We start from the raw sequence: 14,118 nt of genomic DNA, 5'->3' as shown, positions 1-14,118 counted from the left end.
GTTAGCCTCTGCCACGACAGGGGGCGCATTCTTTTATTTTAACTTTTGATATCAATACCATGACCCGTTCTTCCCGTTCGACCGCCTGGTTACGCGTCGTCAGCCTTTCTCTGGCGGCCTTCATTTTTAACACCGCTGAATTTGCCCCTGTCGCGCTGTTGTCAGATATCGCTGCCAGCTTTTCCATGAGCGCCGCGCAGGTTGGGCTGATCATCACGATTTACGCCTGGGTGGTTGGGCTGATGTCGCTGCCCTGCATGCTGATGTCCAGCGATATGGAGCGACGCAGCCTGCTGATTAAAATCTTTATCCTGTTCGCCGTCAGCAATGTGTTGTCCGGTCTGGCCTGGAACTATTGGGTGCTGGTTATCGCCCGTATCGGCGTGGCGCTGGCTCACGCGGTGTTCTGGTCGATTACGGCATCGCTGGTGGTGCGTCTGGCACCGGCGGACAAAAAAGCGCAGGCATTAAGCTTGCTGGCGACCGGCACGGCGCTGGCGCTGGTGCTAGGGTTACCGCTGGGTCGCGTGGTCGGGCAGTATCTGGGCTGGCGTGTGACGTTTGTCCTTATTGGTCTGATCGCCGCGGGGATTATGCTGGGCCTGATGCGGCTGCTGCCTGTGCTGCCGAGCAGTAATTCCGGTTCGTTGAAGAGTTTGCCTCTCCTGCTTAAACGTCCGGCGCTGCTGTGCGTGTACGGCCTGACTGTGATGATCGTGACGGCGCATTTTACCGCCTACAGTTATATTGAGCCGTTTATCCAGAAAGTGGCGTTGTTGAGTGAAAACTTCACCACCATCTTGCTGCTGGTTTTTGGCGGTGCAGGCATCATTGGCAGCATGCTGTTCAGCCGCTACAGCAGCAAATATCCGGCGGGCTTCTTGATTGTCTCGTTCGCGTTTCTGGCGGTGTGTTTACTGCTCTTGCTGCCTTTGTCATTCAGCGGTTGGAGCCTGTCGACGCTGTGTGTCGTCTGGGGTATCGCCATTATGGCGCTGAGCCTGGGCATGCAGGTCAAAGTGTTGACGCTGGCGTCGGATGCCACCGATGTGGCAATGGCGCTCTACTCGGGGATTTATAACATTGGGATCGGCGGCGGTGCGCTGTTGGGCAATCAGGTGATTGTCCATTTGGGCCTGCCCGACATCGGCTTCATTGGCGCGGCAATGGCGATACTGGCAACCGTGTGCTGTATTTTTACGTTTGTCCGCTATTCCCGTGTGTTAAAAACGTCATTAACGAACTGAATACAAGCGACGACCTGAACTAGTTATTGTATGTAAGGGCATCGTCTTACGTGAGGGCATGATGAATCCACACTATGCGCGTCTGGTGACGCTGGCCGCTGTGAGCGCGACGGCCGTGGCGCTGGTGCTGTTCATAATGAAAGTGTTTGCCTGGTGGCACACCGGCTCGGTGAGCCTGCTGGCGTCGCTGGTTGATTCGCTGGTGGATATCGCCGCGTCGCTGGTGAACCTGCTGGTGGTGCGCTATTCGCTGCAACCGGCGGATACTGAACATGCGTTCGGCCACGGTAAGGCGGAATCGCTGGCCGCGCTGGCGCAGAGCATGTTTATCTCCGGCTCGGCGCTGTTCCTGATCCTGACGGGGCTGCAACACTCGCTGGAGCCGCAGACGCTGCACGCGCCGGAAGTGGGCATGTGGGTGACGCTCATTGCGCTGGTGACCACGCTGCTGCTGGTATCGTTCCAGCGCTGGGTCGTGAAGCGTACGCACAGTCAGGCGGTGCGTGCGGACATGCTGCATTATCAGTCCGATCTGTTGATGAACGGCGCGATTCTGGTAGCGCTGGCGCTCAGTTGGAAAGGCATTACGCGCGCCGACTCCCTGTTTGCATTGGGTATTGGCGGCTATATTTTATATAGCGCGTTACGCATGGGGTATGACGCCGTGCAGTCGCTGTTGGATCGCGCCCTGCCGGAGGACGAGCATCGCGCTATTGCTGAGGTGATTGTGAACTGGCCGGGCATTCGCGGCGCACATGCGTTGCGTACCCGACGTTCCGGCCCAACGCGCTTTATTCAACTGCATCTGGAAATGGATGACGCGCTGCCGCTGGTTCAGGCACATCAAATCGCAGACGATCTGGAGCAGGCATTACGTGAACAGTTTCCGGGTGCCGATATTATTATCCATCAGGATCCGGTTTCTGCCGTGCCAGAAAATCAGCGTGGCAGATTGACGGCGTAGTCGGCTATGTTTCAGCATTTTATGTTAAAAACGTGATACGCCATGAAAATTTATGCACAATTTAGCCTGACCTGAATCAATTCAGCTTCGGGTGTTTGTTATAATATGCTAATAAAAGAATAAGGCGTTGCTGCCTGTTTCACGGCGGCGGTGAATTTACGATAGAAGAATCCTGCAAAATTACATCTACAAGTCCAGAGGTTGTCATGATTAGAAGAATCGGAGTGTTGACGAGCGGTGGCGATGCACCAGGTATGAATGCCGCAATTCGTGGTGTGGTTCGCGCTGCGCTATCGGAAGGGCTGGAAATTTTCGGTATTTATGATGGCTATCAGGGCTTGTACGAAGATCGCATGGAGCAGTTGGATCGCTACAGCGTATCGGATGTGATTAACCGTGGCGGCACGTTTCTGGGCTCCGCGCGTTTCCCGCAGTTCCGTGATGAAGCGGTGCGTCAGGTCTGCGTAGAAAACATGAAGAAACGCGGTCTGGATGCGCTGGTCGTCATCGGCGGTGACGGTTCCTATATGGGTGCCAAGCGCCTGACCGAAATGGGTTTCCCTTGTATCGGCTTGCCCGGCACGATCGATAACGACGTCGCGGGTACGGACTACACCATCGGTTACTTTACCGCGCTGGAAACCGTGCTGGAAGCGATTGACCGCCTGCGCGACACCTCCTCTTCACACCAGCGTATTTCCATTGTTGAAGTGATGGGACGCCACTGCGGCGACCTGACGCTGGCGGCAGCGATTGCCGGCGGCTGTGAGTTCATCGTTCTGCCGGAAGTGCCATTCAGCCCGGAAGATCTGGTCTGTGAAATCAAAGCGGGCATTGAGAAAGGTAAGAAACACGCGATTGTGGCGATCACCGAACTGGTGTGCGATGTCGATGAACTCGCGAAATATATTGAGAAAGAAACGGGACGCGAAACCCGTGCGACCGTACTCGGCCACATTCAGCGCGGCGGCTCACCGGTTGCCTACGACCGTATTCTGGCCTCGCGCATGGGCGCCTACTCTATTGAGCTGCTACAGCAGGGCTACGGCGGCCGCTGTGTCGGTATCCAGAATGAAAAAATGGTGCACCACGACATCGTTGATGCGATTGAGAACATGAAGCGTCCTTTCAAAGGCGACTGGCTGGATACAGCGAAGAAACTGTTCTAAGAAATCTGATCCTCCGTCTCTTAGTCCATTTTATGCGGACGCTGAGACGGTTTCGTGCGCGGTAATGTTGTTATTTTCATGCTACCTCGTAGCACGCGCCCGACACGGGGCGGCTTAAGCGCCGCTCGCCCCGTGACCCCTTGGCTTTTGGCGCGAATTATGCCGCTACGCGGTGCCTTCGTCGGTATCTGGCTTAACGGACCGCTTGCGACACGTTCCCGACGTGGCGCAAGCTTGAGCCGCGTCCCTGCGGCTCATCCTAAGCCCGCTATCTCCTCAGCATAATTTTTTACGCCGGATAACGGCAAAACCCGCGATGCCTCTGGATTGGCGTATAAGAGACCGTGCTGCATATATAACCAGTAAGAATATAAAAAGCGGTTTTATTATTTTTTCTGTACGATCAGACCTGCTAGCCTGCAAATTCCTTCCGTCCTGATGACACGCCGAGTGCCGCTATGAATATCGATCTTCGCCAACTGCGCCACTTTATTGCCCTGATTGAGCATCGCAATTTTACGTCGGCGGCACAGGCGATGAAGCTTTCCCAATCGGCCTTCAGCCGTAGCATCCAGTCGCTGGAGCAGACCATCGGCACCCGTCTGATTGATCGCATGAACCAACTGGAGCCGACGCCGAAAGGGTTGGTGGTGCTGGAACATGCGCGTCGCCTGATTAATCAGACGCACGACCTGTTTAACGATATCCAGCAGTTCAATGAGAAAGAGGCGGGTGAAGTGAATTTTGGCTGCGGCCCAGCCCCCGCGGCCTGGCTTATGCCGCAGGTGATCGGGGCTTTCTCCCGACTTTATCCAAAGGTGCGGATGGTCTTTCGCGTTGATAATTGGCAGGCGCTAGGCCATCGGCTGATGGCTGAAGAGCTGGATTTCATCGTGGCGGATATGCGCAACTTTGAATTCGATACCCGCTATCGGGTTCAGCCGCTGAGCCAGCACCGCTGGGGATTTTGCTGCCGTAGCGGGCATCCGTTGGCGGCGCAGGAAGAGATTACCGTCGAACAATTCTTTTCCTACCCGCTGGCGGCAACGATACGTCCACCCAACCTCCACCGTGCGCTGGTACAGCTGAGCGGTAAACTGGATATTCGCACCAACATTGAGTGTGAAAATGGCTACAGTCTGCTGGATGTGGTACGCCATTCGGATGCCATCGGGACAACTAACCATTTCAACGAGCCCGATCGGCACGGCATTCACATGTTGAAGATTGCCGGTCTGGACGACAATACCGACGAGTTTTATACCCATTACGGCATTATTTATCTGGCGGACGCCCGCCTATCGCTGTTGGCGCGCAAGCTGATTGAAACTTTTGTGCAGGTCGACAGCGACCTGCACGGTACACCAGTAGCGCTTACAGCGGAGTGATGCTGAACTCGCTGATTTCCTGACGCGAAAATACCGTCCGAAAGCCGAAATAGCCCGGAGCGGGCGTGCTCGGATAGCTGGCATGGAAATAGAGCACATCGTCGACCCAAAAACGGGTTTCCCGCCGATCCACTTCAATCACAATTCTATAGCGATGATTCGGACGCAGCAGATGCGCAGCATCGGTGTACTCACCGAGCAGCAGGCGTTCGCCGTGACCGTCGTAATAACGAAAGCGCGTAGTGCTGTTCCAGTTGCCGCCCATACCGACATAGTACAGATTCAGGCTGTCATATTCGTTGAGCTTGCCGTACCGGGTAAAAAGGTTCGAATGATGCAGGTCACGCGCGGCCCAGAACTGGTTGAGGTCGGACACGCGGTCATAGGGACGATCGGCAACCAGAATCTCGCGCGTGAAGGCGATGCGATAGGTGCCTGAGAGCGGCGCATCCAGCCAGATCGTTAGCCCGGCGGCGCTTTCCAGCGTCAGGCGATCAGGCGTGGTCTGGATCGCCGTGCGGTCAGGGTCTTCCTGCTCCACCTGCCAGCGTAGCGGCTGGCCCGTTGAATCCGTGGACCAGATAAACGTTGAACGGTGTGGCGAATCGATAATCTCATGCGTGCTGTCTGCCTGCGGCGACAGAAGGAGCGTGTTTTCAGTACAGCTTGGGTCAGTCATGGTGATGTCCTGTAGCGTGCCGCCGGGGGCGGCATTAAGAAGAGGGAATGTCATCCAGCAAGGCCAGCAGGGCGATGGCCGTTAATCCCCACTGGGCGACGGCATTGGTCGCCAGATTGGCGGCTGCGGTGCTGCCGGAATGTTTATCGATGGTGGAATCAATCAGCGCCTCGTTGATTGGGTAAAGCACGGTGGGGGGCGTTAAGCGCCGCTGTTCGAGAGTCGGATGGGCGATACCGCCGCTGCCCGCGGTAAATTCTGCCCAGGCGCGCTGCGCCAGCGTGCGATCGTTTAACCGTCGTGCGGCAAAGGCGGTCAGTCGGGCATGTCCCTGAGCCAGATTGAGTTTTTTCACCGTCTTACCCACGGCTGCGCTTAACGCGGCGGGGTCGTTATACAGCCGACAGTAGTCGAGCCATGCGCGGGTAAAGGCAGGGTCGGGCAGCGCTTCAACCAGCTCACTACAGATTTCTGTCAGACCAAAAACCGCACTCAAATGTGAAATTTCCACCTGATCCGGTGGAGCCAGCTCGATACGGCCCGTATCGGGGTCGATAGCCGATCCGCCGGTGAAAAAGCCGTGCGGCTGGGCGGCAATGGTTTGCATACTGGTCAGCAGGCGTTCACGCATTGCCGGATCGCCGTGTCGTTCCCAGGCGGTTAGCCAGGCGGCGGCTACCGCGCCCCAGTCTGTCCCAAAACTCAGGCTGACGTGATGCGGATCGGCGGGCGATGTCTGCCCAATCTTGCGGCCGGGCAGCACGGTGCCGAGCGTACGCAGTGCCTCGATCTGTTCGTCCATCAATTCACCGATACGTTCATCAGCGGTGAGATAGTAGAGAAAGCGGCGGTTGGCGACGGTAGAAATACGCAATTGCTTGGCGCTGTCGCCCCAGTGGCGGACATTGTGCCGCGACCCCAGCGGACTAAATGGCCCCAAATGGTGTACGTCAACTTCGCCCGTGTGGCGCGTCATGGCTTCTGCCATACGAAACGCCTCGGCGCGTCCGCTGTGCAGGAAGTAATACCAGAGCCACAGGTCGGTGCTGAGTTCCGAGTTGTCCCACGCATAGCCGCCCACATCGTAGCGCCAGACGTGGCGGTCGCTGTCATAGGTATGCATCACGTCGCCGAAATCCCAGAAGCCGTACCATTTCCGCTGTTCGACTTCCTGCTGGTAGATATCGAAATACGTATCCAGCTGTTTCTCCAGCCTGATGCGGCCGGGCGTGGTGGCAGAGGAAGAAGCCGGAGCCCAGAGTGGGCCAAACGCCTGCGCGCGGTGCAGATCCTGTGCGTCCGCGACCAGCAGCGGCGGTTGCTGCATGCGCCGCGCCCGATTCACCAGATTTTCCGCGTCAGGCGTCGCGGGCAGCACATCGATAAACAGTTCGCTGGTGCGTGCCACGCCGACCGCCGAACCGAAACCCGGTTCGTAATCTTCATAGGTGATCGCCAGCCCTTCACGCTGTTTTTCATGGGTATCCTGACCCAGCCCGTCATGATAAAAGCGCATATCCATTGGTTCTGCCCACGGCGACCATAGCCAGAGCGTGACGGTCGCCACGTCGGTGTGGGCATTGTCGATTTCCAGACTGGCGGGATAGCTCTGCCAGAAATTTCGCAGGCCGAATGCCACGCCGCCGGCTGGCGTGCCCAGATAGCCGACGCCTGCCGCCCGGTCACCCGTGGCGGAAAGGAGCCAGCCCTGTCCGGCCGCAGTGCGTTTGTGTATCTGGAAGCCGTCGGGATGGTGCTGCGTCAGGCGGTAGCTGCCAAACGCGGGAATGTAATCCAGCCGTTTCCCGACCTCCGGTGAAAAATCTGCGATTGGTGGCGTGGCTTGCCCGGCCAACTGTGCCGCGATAACCGCTGCGCCGGGATCGCGACGTAGCCCACTCAGGCCGCGTACCGCTTCACGAAAGAGCCCCCCCTGATCCGAAACGAAGCGTACGTGGCGATCGTGCAGTTCCCCCTGTAGCGGAACGTCAAACGCTAGCCCAAGTCCTTTCAGGCTGAGAAGATCGTCGTCGTTGTCATAGATCAGGGAGTGTATGACGCGCAGCGAGTCGGTGTTCGCATAGCTATACAGCCGGATAATAAAGGGGATGTGCGCCACCCCTTGTTGTTGCGCGTGGTGCTTACCGCGTAGCGCAATCACCGTCCGCTGTGGCCCGCTTTGTTCCACCGTGACGGTGTCGAGCACGCCCTGATAGGTATCCTGCGTCAGCGTACTATCCGCCTCCACACCTCGCTGCATGCGCAACACCAGCCTGCCGTTGGTTAATGCCAGCCGATTATCCCGCCAAATTTCTTCGATCAGGCGAGAGCCTGAGCGTGGAATCACGCAGCGAATGCGGCCGGTATCCACCGTCCAGCCGTGGTCATGCTCGCTGACCATCCCGGAACCTGATGGTTCCTCAGCTTTGGCTGTCGGCCGCAGCGTTAGCCCGTCTTCCGGCGGAATGTCGCCGCCCAGCGCATGCGCCGACCATTTAATCGAGCCGTCCGGCCAGCGAGCCAGCGGCCAGCTTTGCAGGTCATAAGCTCGCTGTTGCGCATCATGCAACTGAAAACCACTGTCGCTGCGTACCGCCCCCTGTGGCCAGGGGACGCCCCAGGTTACGCCAGTGAAGGCGAGAGGCCGCTGCCCATCTAGCCAACGCAGGCCGACCTGCGGCGCCGATTCGCCAGCGTAGGCAGAGGCTGGGGCCAGCGGTGCGGCGGCGTGCGCAGATGTCCAGAACGGTGCCGACAGCGCCAGCAGCGTGCTGTCGCGCAGGAAGCGTCGGCGTGAGTAAGTCATCTTGTCCATGACGTTAGCCTTTGAAATCGTAGCCGACTGATATTCCGACCATACGCGGTTCGCCAATCACGCCCGTTGTGGCGCTGGAGCCTCTGACCGAGCGGTAGTAGTTTTTATCCAGCGCGTTTTTCACCCACAGCGACACGTTCCAGCGGTTGTCACCTTGCTTGCCGCTCAGCCCGCTAGACAGGTTGAGGACGCCGTACGAGGGAATACGGTTTGATTCGGAATCGTCGAGCGTGCCGTAGGTCCAGCTCCGCCATGACCATTGACCGGAAACTGAGGCTTGCAGGTTATTTGGCGTATCCCATTGATAACGCACGCGCGTGTTGTAGCTCAGCGTGGGGGATTTAAAGACGCGCTTTCCAGACATATCGCACGAGACGGCGGAGATTTCTGCCGGGCAGCGGGCGTTAGGGAAATTCAGGTAGCGGGCATCCAGAACGGTACCGGCCAGACTGATGCTCAGGCCGTCAACGGGGCGCAGCGTTAACTGCGTTTCGCCGCCGCGCGAGCGGAATTTCCCAGCGTTAATCAGATAGCTGGTATCCGTTTCTTCGTCATAGGCGTTGTTCTGGAAATCTTCGACGACGCTCCAGAACAGAGCGGTATTCCATTCCACTTTGCGCTGTAGCCAGTGGGTTTTGACCCCTAGCTCTGCCGAACGGGTTTTTTCTGGATCGACGTACAGCGAATCAATCCCCAGCTGTCTTGCGGCACCAGATGAGACGTTCAGGCCGCCGGATTTTTCCCCGTAGCCCAGCGTGACGTAAGGCGTAACATTCGGTGCCGCGAACCAGTTCAGGCTGACGGAGCCAGAGGGCAGGTGGTTGGTTTGCGAGAGTGGGCCAGAGTCAAAGGTGGCGCGATTTTTACGCTGGAACGTTCCCTCTTTTTTCTCATAGGTCTGACGCAGACCGACAATGACATCCAGTTTATCGGCGGCATGCCAGGTCCCGCGACCATAGACGGAATAGACGGTGTCATCCAGCGTGCCAAAGCGCTGCACGTTAATGCCCTGATAGCCATTTCCGACCCACGTCCGCACGCGGTTGTCGTTGTAGTAGCGGCTGTTTGCCTCGGTATCGAGGTTTTCTCCCCAGTAATCGACGCCCAGTGAATAATCGAAGACATTGCCTTTGGGCGAATCGAGCCAAAAACTTTGCGACCAGACGCGATCGCGTACGTCAGCGCCGCTGTCGCGATAGAGCGGGATATTCCAGTTATCCGCCGTGCTGGGCAGCACGCGGAAATAGCGCAGTGACGACAGGGAGTTGAGGCTATAGCCGCTCTTCAGCTTCCAGTTGGCCTCTACCGAGCCACCGCCTTGCGCAACGCGAATCACATTTTCGTCGTCCATCGCGACCTGACGACCGCCGACGACCTTGAGGCCAGTTTGTTGTGCGCGGGTACGAAAGTCGTCAGTTGCACTCACTAATACAGAGACCGGACGCTGGGTGGAATCGCTGTAGTCACCAGTGATTCTGAGGCTAAAGCTGTCATTGGGCTGATAAAGCAGTTGGCCGCGCACGCCGTTATTGGTACTGCCTCCCAGCTTATGGCCGTTTTCGATATTCGTGACGTTTCCGCCGCGCTCCGTGCGTGACAGGTTGATGCGTCCCGCCCAGTGGTCGCTGAGTGGCCCGGACGCCATCAGTTTGGATTGCAGATAGCCACGCTGCCCGAACGATTGCTCCAGTGAATATTCAGGCGTGAAGGTCGGCTTGCGGGTGCGAATATCAATCGCGCCGCCAGTGGTATTAAAGCCATAGGCCGCGCCCTGCGGGCCTTTCAACACGCGGGTGCTGTCGATATCCAGCAAATCATTAGAGATGACGCCGGGGCGGGACAAGTAAACGCCATCGACAAACAGGCCCACGCTGCCCGGCATACCGATGTTGGTGCCACTCTCGCCGCCGTCGCCAATCCCGCGAATGGTCACCGTGGTGTCCATCACATCGACGGTGTCGACATCCAGTCCTGTCACCAGCTGCGACAGTTCTTCGAAGCGGTAGATCCGCTCTTCTTCGAGCGTTTTGCCATCGATCACCGAGGCCAGCGTGGTCGGCGGCTGAACGGGCACACGCTGAGCGTTAACTTTCACGCGTTTCAACTGGACCGGGGCGGCGGTTGCCGCCTCGGTGCCGGGTGTTATCTGTTGTGATGGGTTATCCGTTGTGACTTGTGGGTCGGCTGCCCGCGCTATCGCGGGAAGCGTTAAGACGCAGCTCATTAAAATGCCTGACGTTATGTTGCGCTGGTGTTTTTTTAAATACTGTTGATGTTTTTTGAAATACTGCTGGTGTCTTTTTAAATACATGGCTTCTTCCGAATGTCGTCAATAGGCTGCCGATTGCCGTGAAATTCACGGCAATACGTGGGCTATAATCTTTTGGGGGAAATAAATTACTGGGTGGCTTTCAGATAAGAATCATCCAGCCATTTATCGACATCAAAAGGCTGCCGAATAAGGCGTGATTCATAGGCCAGTTTTACCGCACGTTTTAATTTTTCCACGTAGGCGGTATCTAATTCGGGTGAAAGACGCTCAGATAATGGCGGTAATGTATCCCACTCGACGCGTAATATATTTTCCGGGTAGCCTGACTGGGTGGCTAAGAGTCGAATAAATTCATCTTTATTTTTAGCATCGCTGGCCCAGTTTGCCGCCTCGCGCTGGACTTTAACTAAGCGCCGCAGAATATCCTCGTTGCCTTTGGCAAATTTCTCATCCACCAGCAGGAAGCCGCTGAGCTGGCCGGCGCCGCCCAGGTCACGGCTCGACAGCGGAACATCCGCCAGCCCTTTATCCCGCAGCGAAAGCGTATTGCTGCCGCCCCAGGTGGCGTCAATCTGCCCGGCGGCTAAAGCCGCACTCGCCGCCGCGAAATCGAGATTGATCAGCTTAACGTCAGAAGGTTTCAGACCCTGTGAATCGAGCGCGCTAACGAAGGACAGCTCGCCTGCTGTTCCGCGAAAGATCCCAATGCGTTTGCCTTTCAGATCGGGGATTTTCTCAATACCGGAGCCTTTCGCCACCGCCAGATAGTGATTGATGCCGCGTGATGCCACGGCGATCACTCGGGTATCCAGACCGCGAGAACGGCCGATAATGCTGGCTAAATCACCCAGATAGGCCACGTCAACCTGATGGTTACCAAATGCTTCGTTAATGACGGGGCCGGCACCTTTAATGAATGTCCAGCGCACGCTAATCCCATCTTTGCCGAACTCGCGCTCCAGCAGCTTTTGGCTGTGGATGACGTCGAGCAGGCCGCCGCCGCTGGGTTTTGTGCCTGCGCCAATGTCTGGTGCGGCAATACGAATTTCAGTGATAGCCGATGCGATGCCTGACCAGGCCATACCCATTGCCAATAAGCCGGTCACTAACCATTTTCGTCCTGATGTTGTCATGTTTCGTCCGCCAGTGATGAGGTGTTTGAATGTGAGTGTGTGAATATCAATGTTGTTATTGCGCCGATTTAGCACGGCGTCATATCGTTGCAGAACCACATTTAAAGGCTTGGCAATAAACTGACTAATACAAAAAAAGCATTATTATTTTTAGTAAATAGCTAAATCAGCATTCATCGCTTATTTCATCGTTATGCAGCGAACGAAAAAAAACTATTCCAACTATGCATTAGCCTAGCGGGACTTATTGCCTTTAGTTTGTCGTTAAACAATGGACGCGATTATCTTTCCGATGAAATAGATAATTAAATGAATATCGATATACAGATACATACGTTGACTTTATTAAGCTCTCGGGAAGAATCGATTATTCCACCGCGATTTCAGGTCATCTATCCATGACGCCTGCAATGTGAATTATGCCGGGTATAAATAAACACGGTCAGGAGCACTTACCATGACGGAATTACTCTATGCGGGAGCGGCGTCAGGATCCCGGTCTTATTCACCGGAGCCGACTCCGCACGCCAGCCGGGTGAGCGGCGTCGTGCAACCGCGCTTGCCGACGTTGAATACGACGGTTTCGTCTCGACCGGAACGCTGGCTGGCGGTGATAGCGACGTTGCTATTGCACGCGGTGGTGCTGGCGTTATTCAACAGCGTATCGACACCGCCCGTTACGGTGCCTGCCCGGCCACAGCCTGTCAGCATCGAGCTGGTTGCTGCGGCTGCCGAACCAGTTCTGCAAGCCCAGCCAGCCGAACCTGAACCTATTGAGCCTGACGTCGTCACGCCACCACCGGAACTTACTCCGCCTCCCGTGGACAAGCCGGTGGATGACAACGCGCTGTTGCCGCCAGTGCCTGAGAAAAAAGAGCCTGAGAAAAAGCCTGAGCCCGCGCCGAAAAAGGTTGCGGTGAAAAAGAACCCGCCCGCGCCGGTGCCGAAACCTCAGGCGGAAGCTGCATCGGCAACGGCCCCGATAACACCTGCTCCGGTGGCGCAAAAGGCCGTCGCACAGCCCGTTGATGCACCGTTGACGCCGCCGCTCGCGAATGCTGACTACCTGCATAATCCCGCACCGTCTTATCCCGACGTGGCGATTAGCCGTGGTTATGAAGGCACCGTGCTGTTGAACGTACAGGTGCGTGCCGACGGCAAGGTGCAAACCATTCGGATCCATCAATCAAGCGGTTATCCCTCGCTGGACGATGCCGCCAGAGACACGGTGCGGCGCTGGTCTTTCGTTCCGGCGCGCCGTGGCAGTCAGCCGGTTAGCGGCTGGGTGGTGGTTCCCGTCGATTTTTCGCTAAATTCATGAGGTATTGGTTATGACGCTCGGACACATTGAACTCTTTTCTGCGGAAGGCGCGGTGATCCTGTTGCTGCTGCTGTTTTCTCTCGTCACCTGGGGGCTGGGGCTACTGAAATTCGTCCAATACGGGCGGGCGCAGCGACGCGATCGACGTTTTCGCGCCGCCTTCTGGCAGCAGGATGACGTCAGTCAGACGCCAGAAACCAGTGCAAAACAGCCCGGCTCACTCGCCAATTTGGCGCTGGCTGCCGTCAAAGCACCGGAACGGATTAGCGGGCAGCTTGCGCTGAATATTCATCTGCCCGATCGGGTTGAGCGCGCGCTGCAACAGCAGATTCAGCGTGAACGCCGTTCGCTGGAAAGCGGGCTGGCGGTTCTGGCCAGTATCGGCAGTACGTCGCCGTTTATCGGCCTGTTTGGCACCGTCTGGGGGATTATGGCGGCGTTGCAGGAGATTGGGCTTTCGGGTTCCGCCAGTCTCGACACCGTTGCGGGGCCGATTGGCAACGCGTTGATTGCCACCGGCATCGGGATTGCCGTCGCGGTTCCTGCGGTGCTGATCTACAACTACTTTTTGCGTCGCCTCAAGCTGGCCGTCGCAGACATGGATGACTTTGCCCATGACGTCTACAGCGTGATGCAGGCGAACGATTTTCATGTCGGCACGTTTCATACCAGCGCGGAGCCATCGGCCACCGCTTTCTCCGTGAAGAACCTGAGAGAGGTGGTCTGATATGGCGTTTACCTCGCGTAATGATGAAGACGTCATGAGTGAAATGAATATCACGCCGCTTGTGGATGTCATGCTGGTGCTGCTGGTGGTGTTTATTGTTACCGCGCCGATGTTGACCAATGCCATTCCGATTCAGCTCCCGAAAACGTCGGCGGTAGCACCGGCCGATCGCGCCGATCCGGTGGTGATCAGCATTGATGGTGAGCAGCGTGTGTTCATCAATAAAGAGAATCTGGCGCGGGAACAGCTGGTGCCGCGCTTGCAACAGGCTAAAGCGAGTAACGCGGATCTGGTGGTGCAGGTGCAGGCGGATAAAGAAGCGAATTACGGCGAAGTTGCCGCGCTGTTGGCCGATGTCGAGCAGGCGGGGATTACGCGTCTATCCCTGCTAACGCAAAAATAA

Annotated in this window: 11 protein-coding genes; 7 read left to right on the top strand and 4 right to left on the bottom strand. The window is 56.8% G+C overall.

The window, feature by feature from the left end; all coding sequences use genetic code 11:
• Nucleotides 1–59 precede the first annotated feature (59 nt).
• The 4 genes from BUB06_RS14675 to BUB06_RS14660 all read left to right on the top strand — a co-directional run bounded on the left by BUB06_RS14675 (nt 60) and on the right by BUB06_RS14660 (nt 4,768).
• Nucleotides 60–1,247, top strand: a complete 1,188-nt coding sequence (locus BUB06_RS14675) for a sugar transporter (protein WP_039275814.1) — start codon at nt 60–62, stop codon at nt 1,245–1,247.
• Nucleotides 1,248–1,308: 61 nt separating this feature from the next.
• Nucleotides 1,309–2,211, top strand: a complete 903-nt coding sequence (fieF, locus tag BUB06_RS14670; protein ID WP_039474964.1) for a CDF family cation-efflux transporter FieF — start codon at nt 1,309–1,311, stop codon at nt 2,209–2,211.
• Nucleotides 2,212–2,417: 206 nt separating this feature from the next.
• The gene (gene pfkA, locus BUB06_RS14665) at nt 2,418–3,380 is read left to right on the top strand and encodes a 6-phosphofructokinase (protein WP_010281567.1); all 963 of its coding nucleotides are present in this window, start codon (nt 2,418–2,420) and stop codon (nt 3,378–3,380) included.
• A 458-nt stretch (nt 3,381–3,838) separates the two neighbouring features.
• On the top strand, nt 3,839–4,768 hold the full coding sequence (locus BUB06_RS14660) for a LysR family transcriptional regulator (protein ID WP_039474873.1): 930 nt from the start codon (nt 3,839–3,841) through the stop codon (nt 4,766–4,768).
• On the opposite strand, the gene BUB06_RS14655 is transcribed toward BUB06_RS14660, so the two are convergent.
• The 4 genes from BUB06_RS14655 to BUB06_RS14640 all read right to left on the bottom strand — a co-directional run bounded on the left by BUB06_RS14655 (nt 4,755) and on the right by BUB06_RS14640 (nt 11,667).
• The gene (locus BUB06_RS14655) at nt 4,755–5,447 is read right to left on the bottom strand and encodes a DUF6250 domain-containing protein (protein ID WP_039474877.1); all 693 of its coding nucleotides are present in this window, start codon (nt 5,445–5,447) and stop codon (nt 4,755–4,757) included. The genes BUB06_RS14660 and BUB06_RS14655 overlap by 14 nt on opposite strands.
• A 34-nt stretch (nt 5,448–5,481) precedes the next feature.
• Nucleotides 5,482–8,262 (bottom strand): exo-rhamnogalacturonan lyase family protein, encoded by a 2,781-nt coding sequence (locus tag BUB06_RS14650; protein ID WP_039474879.1) that lies wholly within the window; start codon nt 8,260–8,262, stop codon nt 5,482–5,484.
• Nucleotides 8,263–8,266: 4 nt separating this feature from the next.
• Nucleotides 8,267–10,486, bottom strand: coding sequence for a TonB-dependent receptor (locus BUB06_RS14645; RefSeq protein ID WP_039474967.1), 2,220 nt, complete (start codon nt 10,484–10,486; stop codon nt 8,267–8,269).
• A 173-nt stretch (nt 10,487–10,659) separates the two neighbouring features.
• Nucleotides 10,660–11,667: an ABC transporter substrate-binding protein gene (locus tag BUB06_RS14640; RefSeq protein WP_029368112.1), complete on the bottom strand. Its 1,008-nt coding sequence runs from the start codon at nt 11,665–11,667 to the stop codon at nt 10,660–10,662.
• Nucleotides 11,668–12,124: 457 nt separating this feature from the next.
• Between BUB06_RS14640 and BUB06_RS14635 the strand changes: the two genes are divergently transcribed.
• The 3 genes from BUB06_RS14635 to BUB06_RS14625 are packed head-to-tail and all read left to right on the top strand — an operon-like array spanning nt 12,125 to nt 14,118.
• Nucleotides 12,125–12,988, top strand: coding sequence for an energy transducer TonB (locus BUB06_RS14635; RefSeq protein WP_039474881.1), 864 nt, complete (start codon nt 12,125–12,127; stop codon nt 12,986–12,988).
• Nucleotides 12,989–12,998: 10 nt separating this feature from the next.
• Entirely contained in the window at nt 12,999–13,715 is a 717-nt protein-coding gene (locus BUB06_RS14630; RefSeq protein WP_039474883.1) for a MotA/TolQ/ExbB proton channel family protein, read from the top strand.
• A gap of 1 nt (nt 13,716) precedes the next feature.
• Nucleotides 13,717–14,118 (top strand): ExbD/TolR family protein, encoded by a 402-nt coding sequence (locus BUB06_RS14625; RefSeq protein WP_039474885.1) that lies wholly within the window; start codon nt 13,717–13,719, stop codon nt 14,116–14,118.

Source organism: Pectobacterium carotovorum (assembly GCF_900129615.1).
Lineage (GTDB): Bacteria > Pseudomonadota > Gammaproteobacteria > Enterobacterales > Enterobacteriaceae > Pectobacterium > Pectobacterium carotovorum.
This window is presented reverse-complemented; position numbering and strand designations above follow the sequence as displayed.

Bases quoted from the DNA above. Each gene is read 5' to 3' on its own strand.
- BUB06_RS14660 (WP_039474873.1), top strand. From the start codon at position 3,839: ATGAATATCGATCTTCGCCAACTGCGCCACTTTATTGCCCTGATTGAG.
- BUB06_RS14655 (WP_039474877.1), bottom strand. From the start codon at position 5,447: ATGACTGACCCAAGCTGTACTGAAAACACGCTCCTTCTGTCGCCGCAG.
- BUB06_RS14645 (WP_039474967.1), bottom strand. From the start codon at position 10,486: ATGAGCTGCGTCTTAACGCTTCCCGCGATAGCGCGGGCAGCCGACCCA.
- BUB06_RS14630 (WP_039474883.1), top strand. From the start codon at position 12,999: ATGACGCTCGGACACATTGAACTCTTTTCTGCGGAAGGCGCGGTGATC.
- pfkA (WP_010281567.1), top strand. From the start codon at position 2,418: ATGATTAGAAGAATCGGAGTGTTGACGAGCGGTGGCGATGCACCAGGT.
- BUB06_RS14635 (WP_039474881.1), top strand. From the start codon at position 12,125: ATGACGGAATTACTCTATGCGGGAGCGGCGTCAGGATCCCGGTCTTAT.
- BUB06_RS14625 (WP_039474885.1), top strand. From the start codon at position 13,717: ATGGCGTTTACCTCGCGTAATGATGAAGACGTCATGAGTGAAATGAAT.
- BUB06_RS14650 (WP_039474879.1), bottom strand. From the start codon at position 8,262: ATGGACAAGATGACTTACTCACGCCGACGCTTCCTGCGCGACAGCACG.
- BUB06_RS14675 (WP_039275814.1), top strand. From the start codon at position 60: ATGACCCGTTCTTCCCGTTCGACCGCCTGGTTACGCGTCGTCAGCCTT.
- fieF (WP_039474964.1), top strand. From the start codon at position 1,309: ATGAATCCACACTATGCGCGTCTGGTGACGCTGGCCGCTGTGAGCGCG.
- BUB06_RS14640 (WP_029368112.1), bottom strand. From the start codon at position 11,667: ATGACAACATCAGGACGAAAATGGTTAGTGACCGGCTTATTGGCAATG.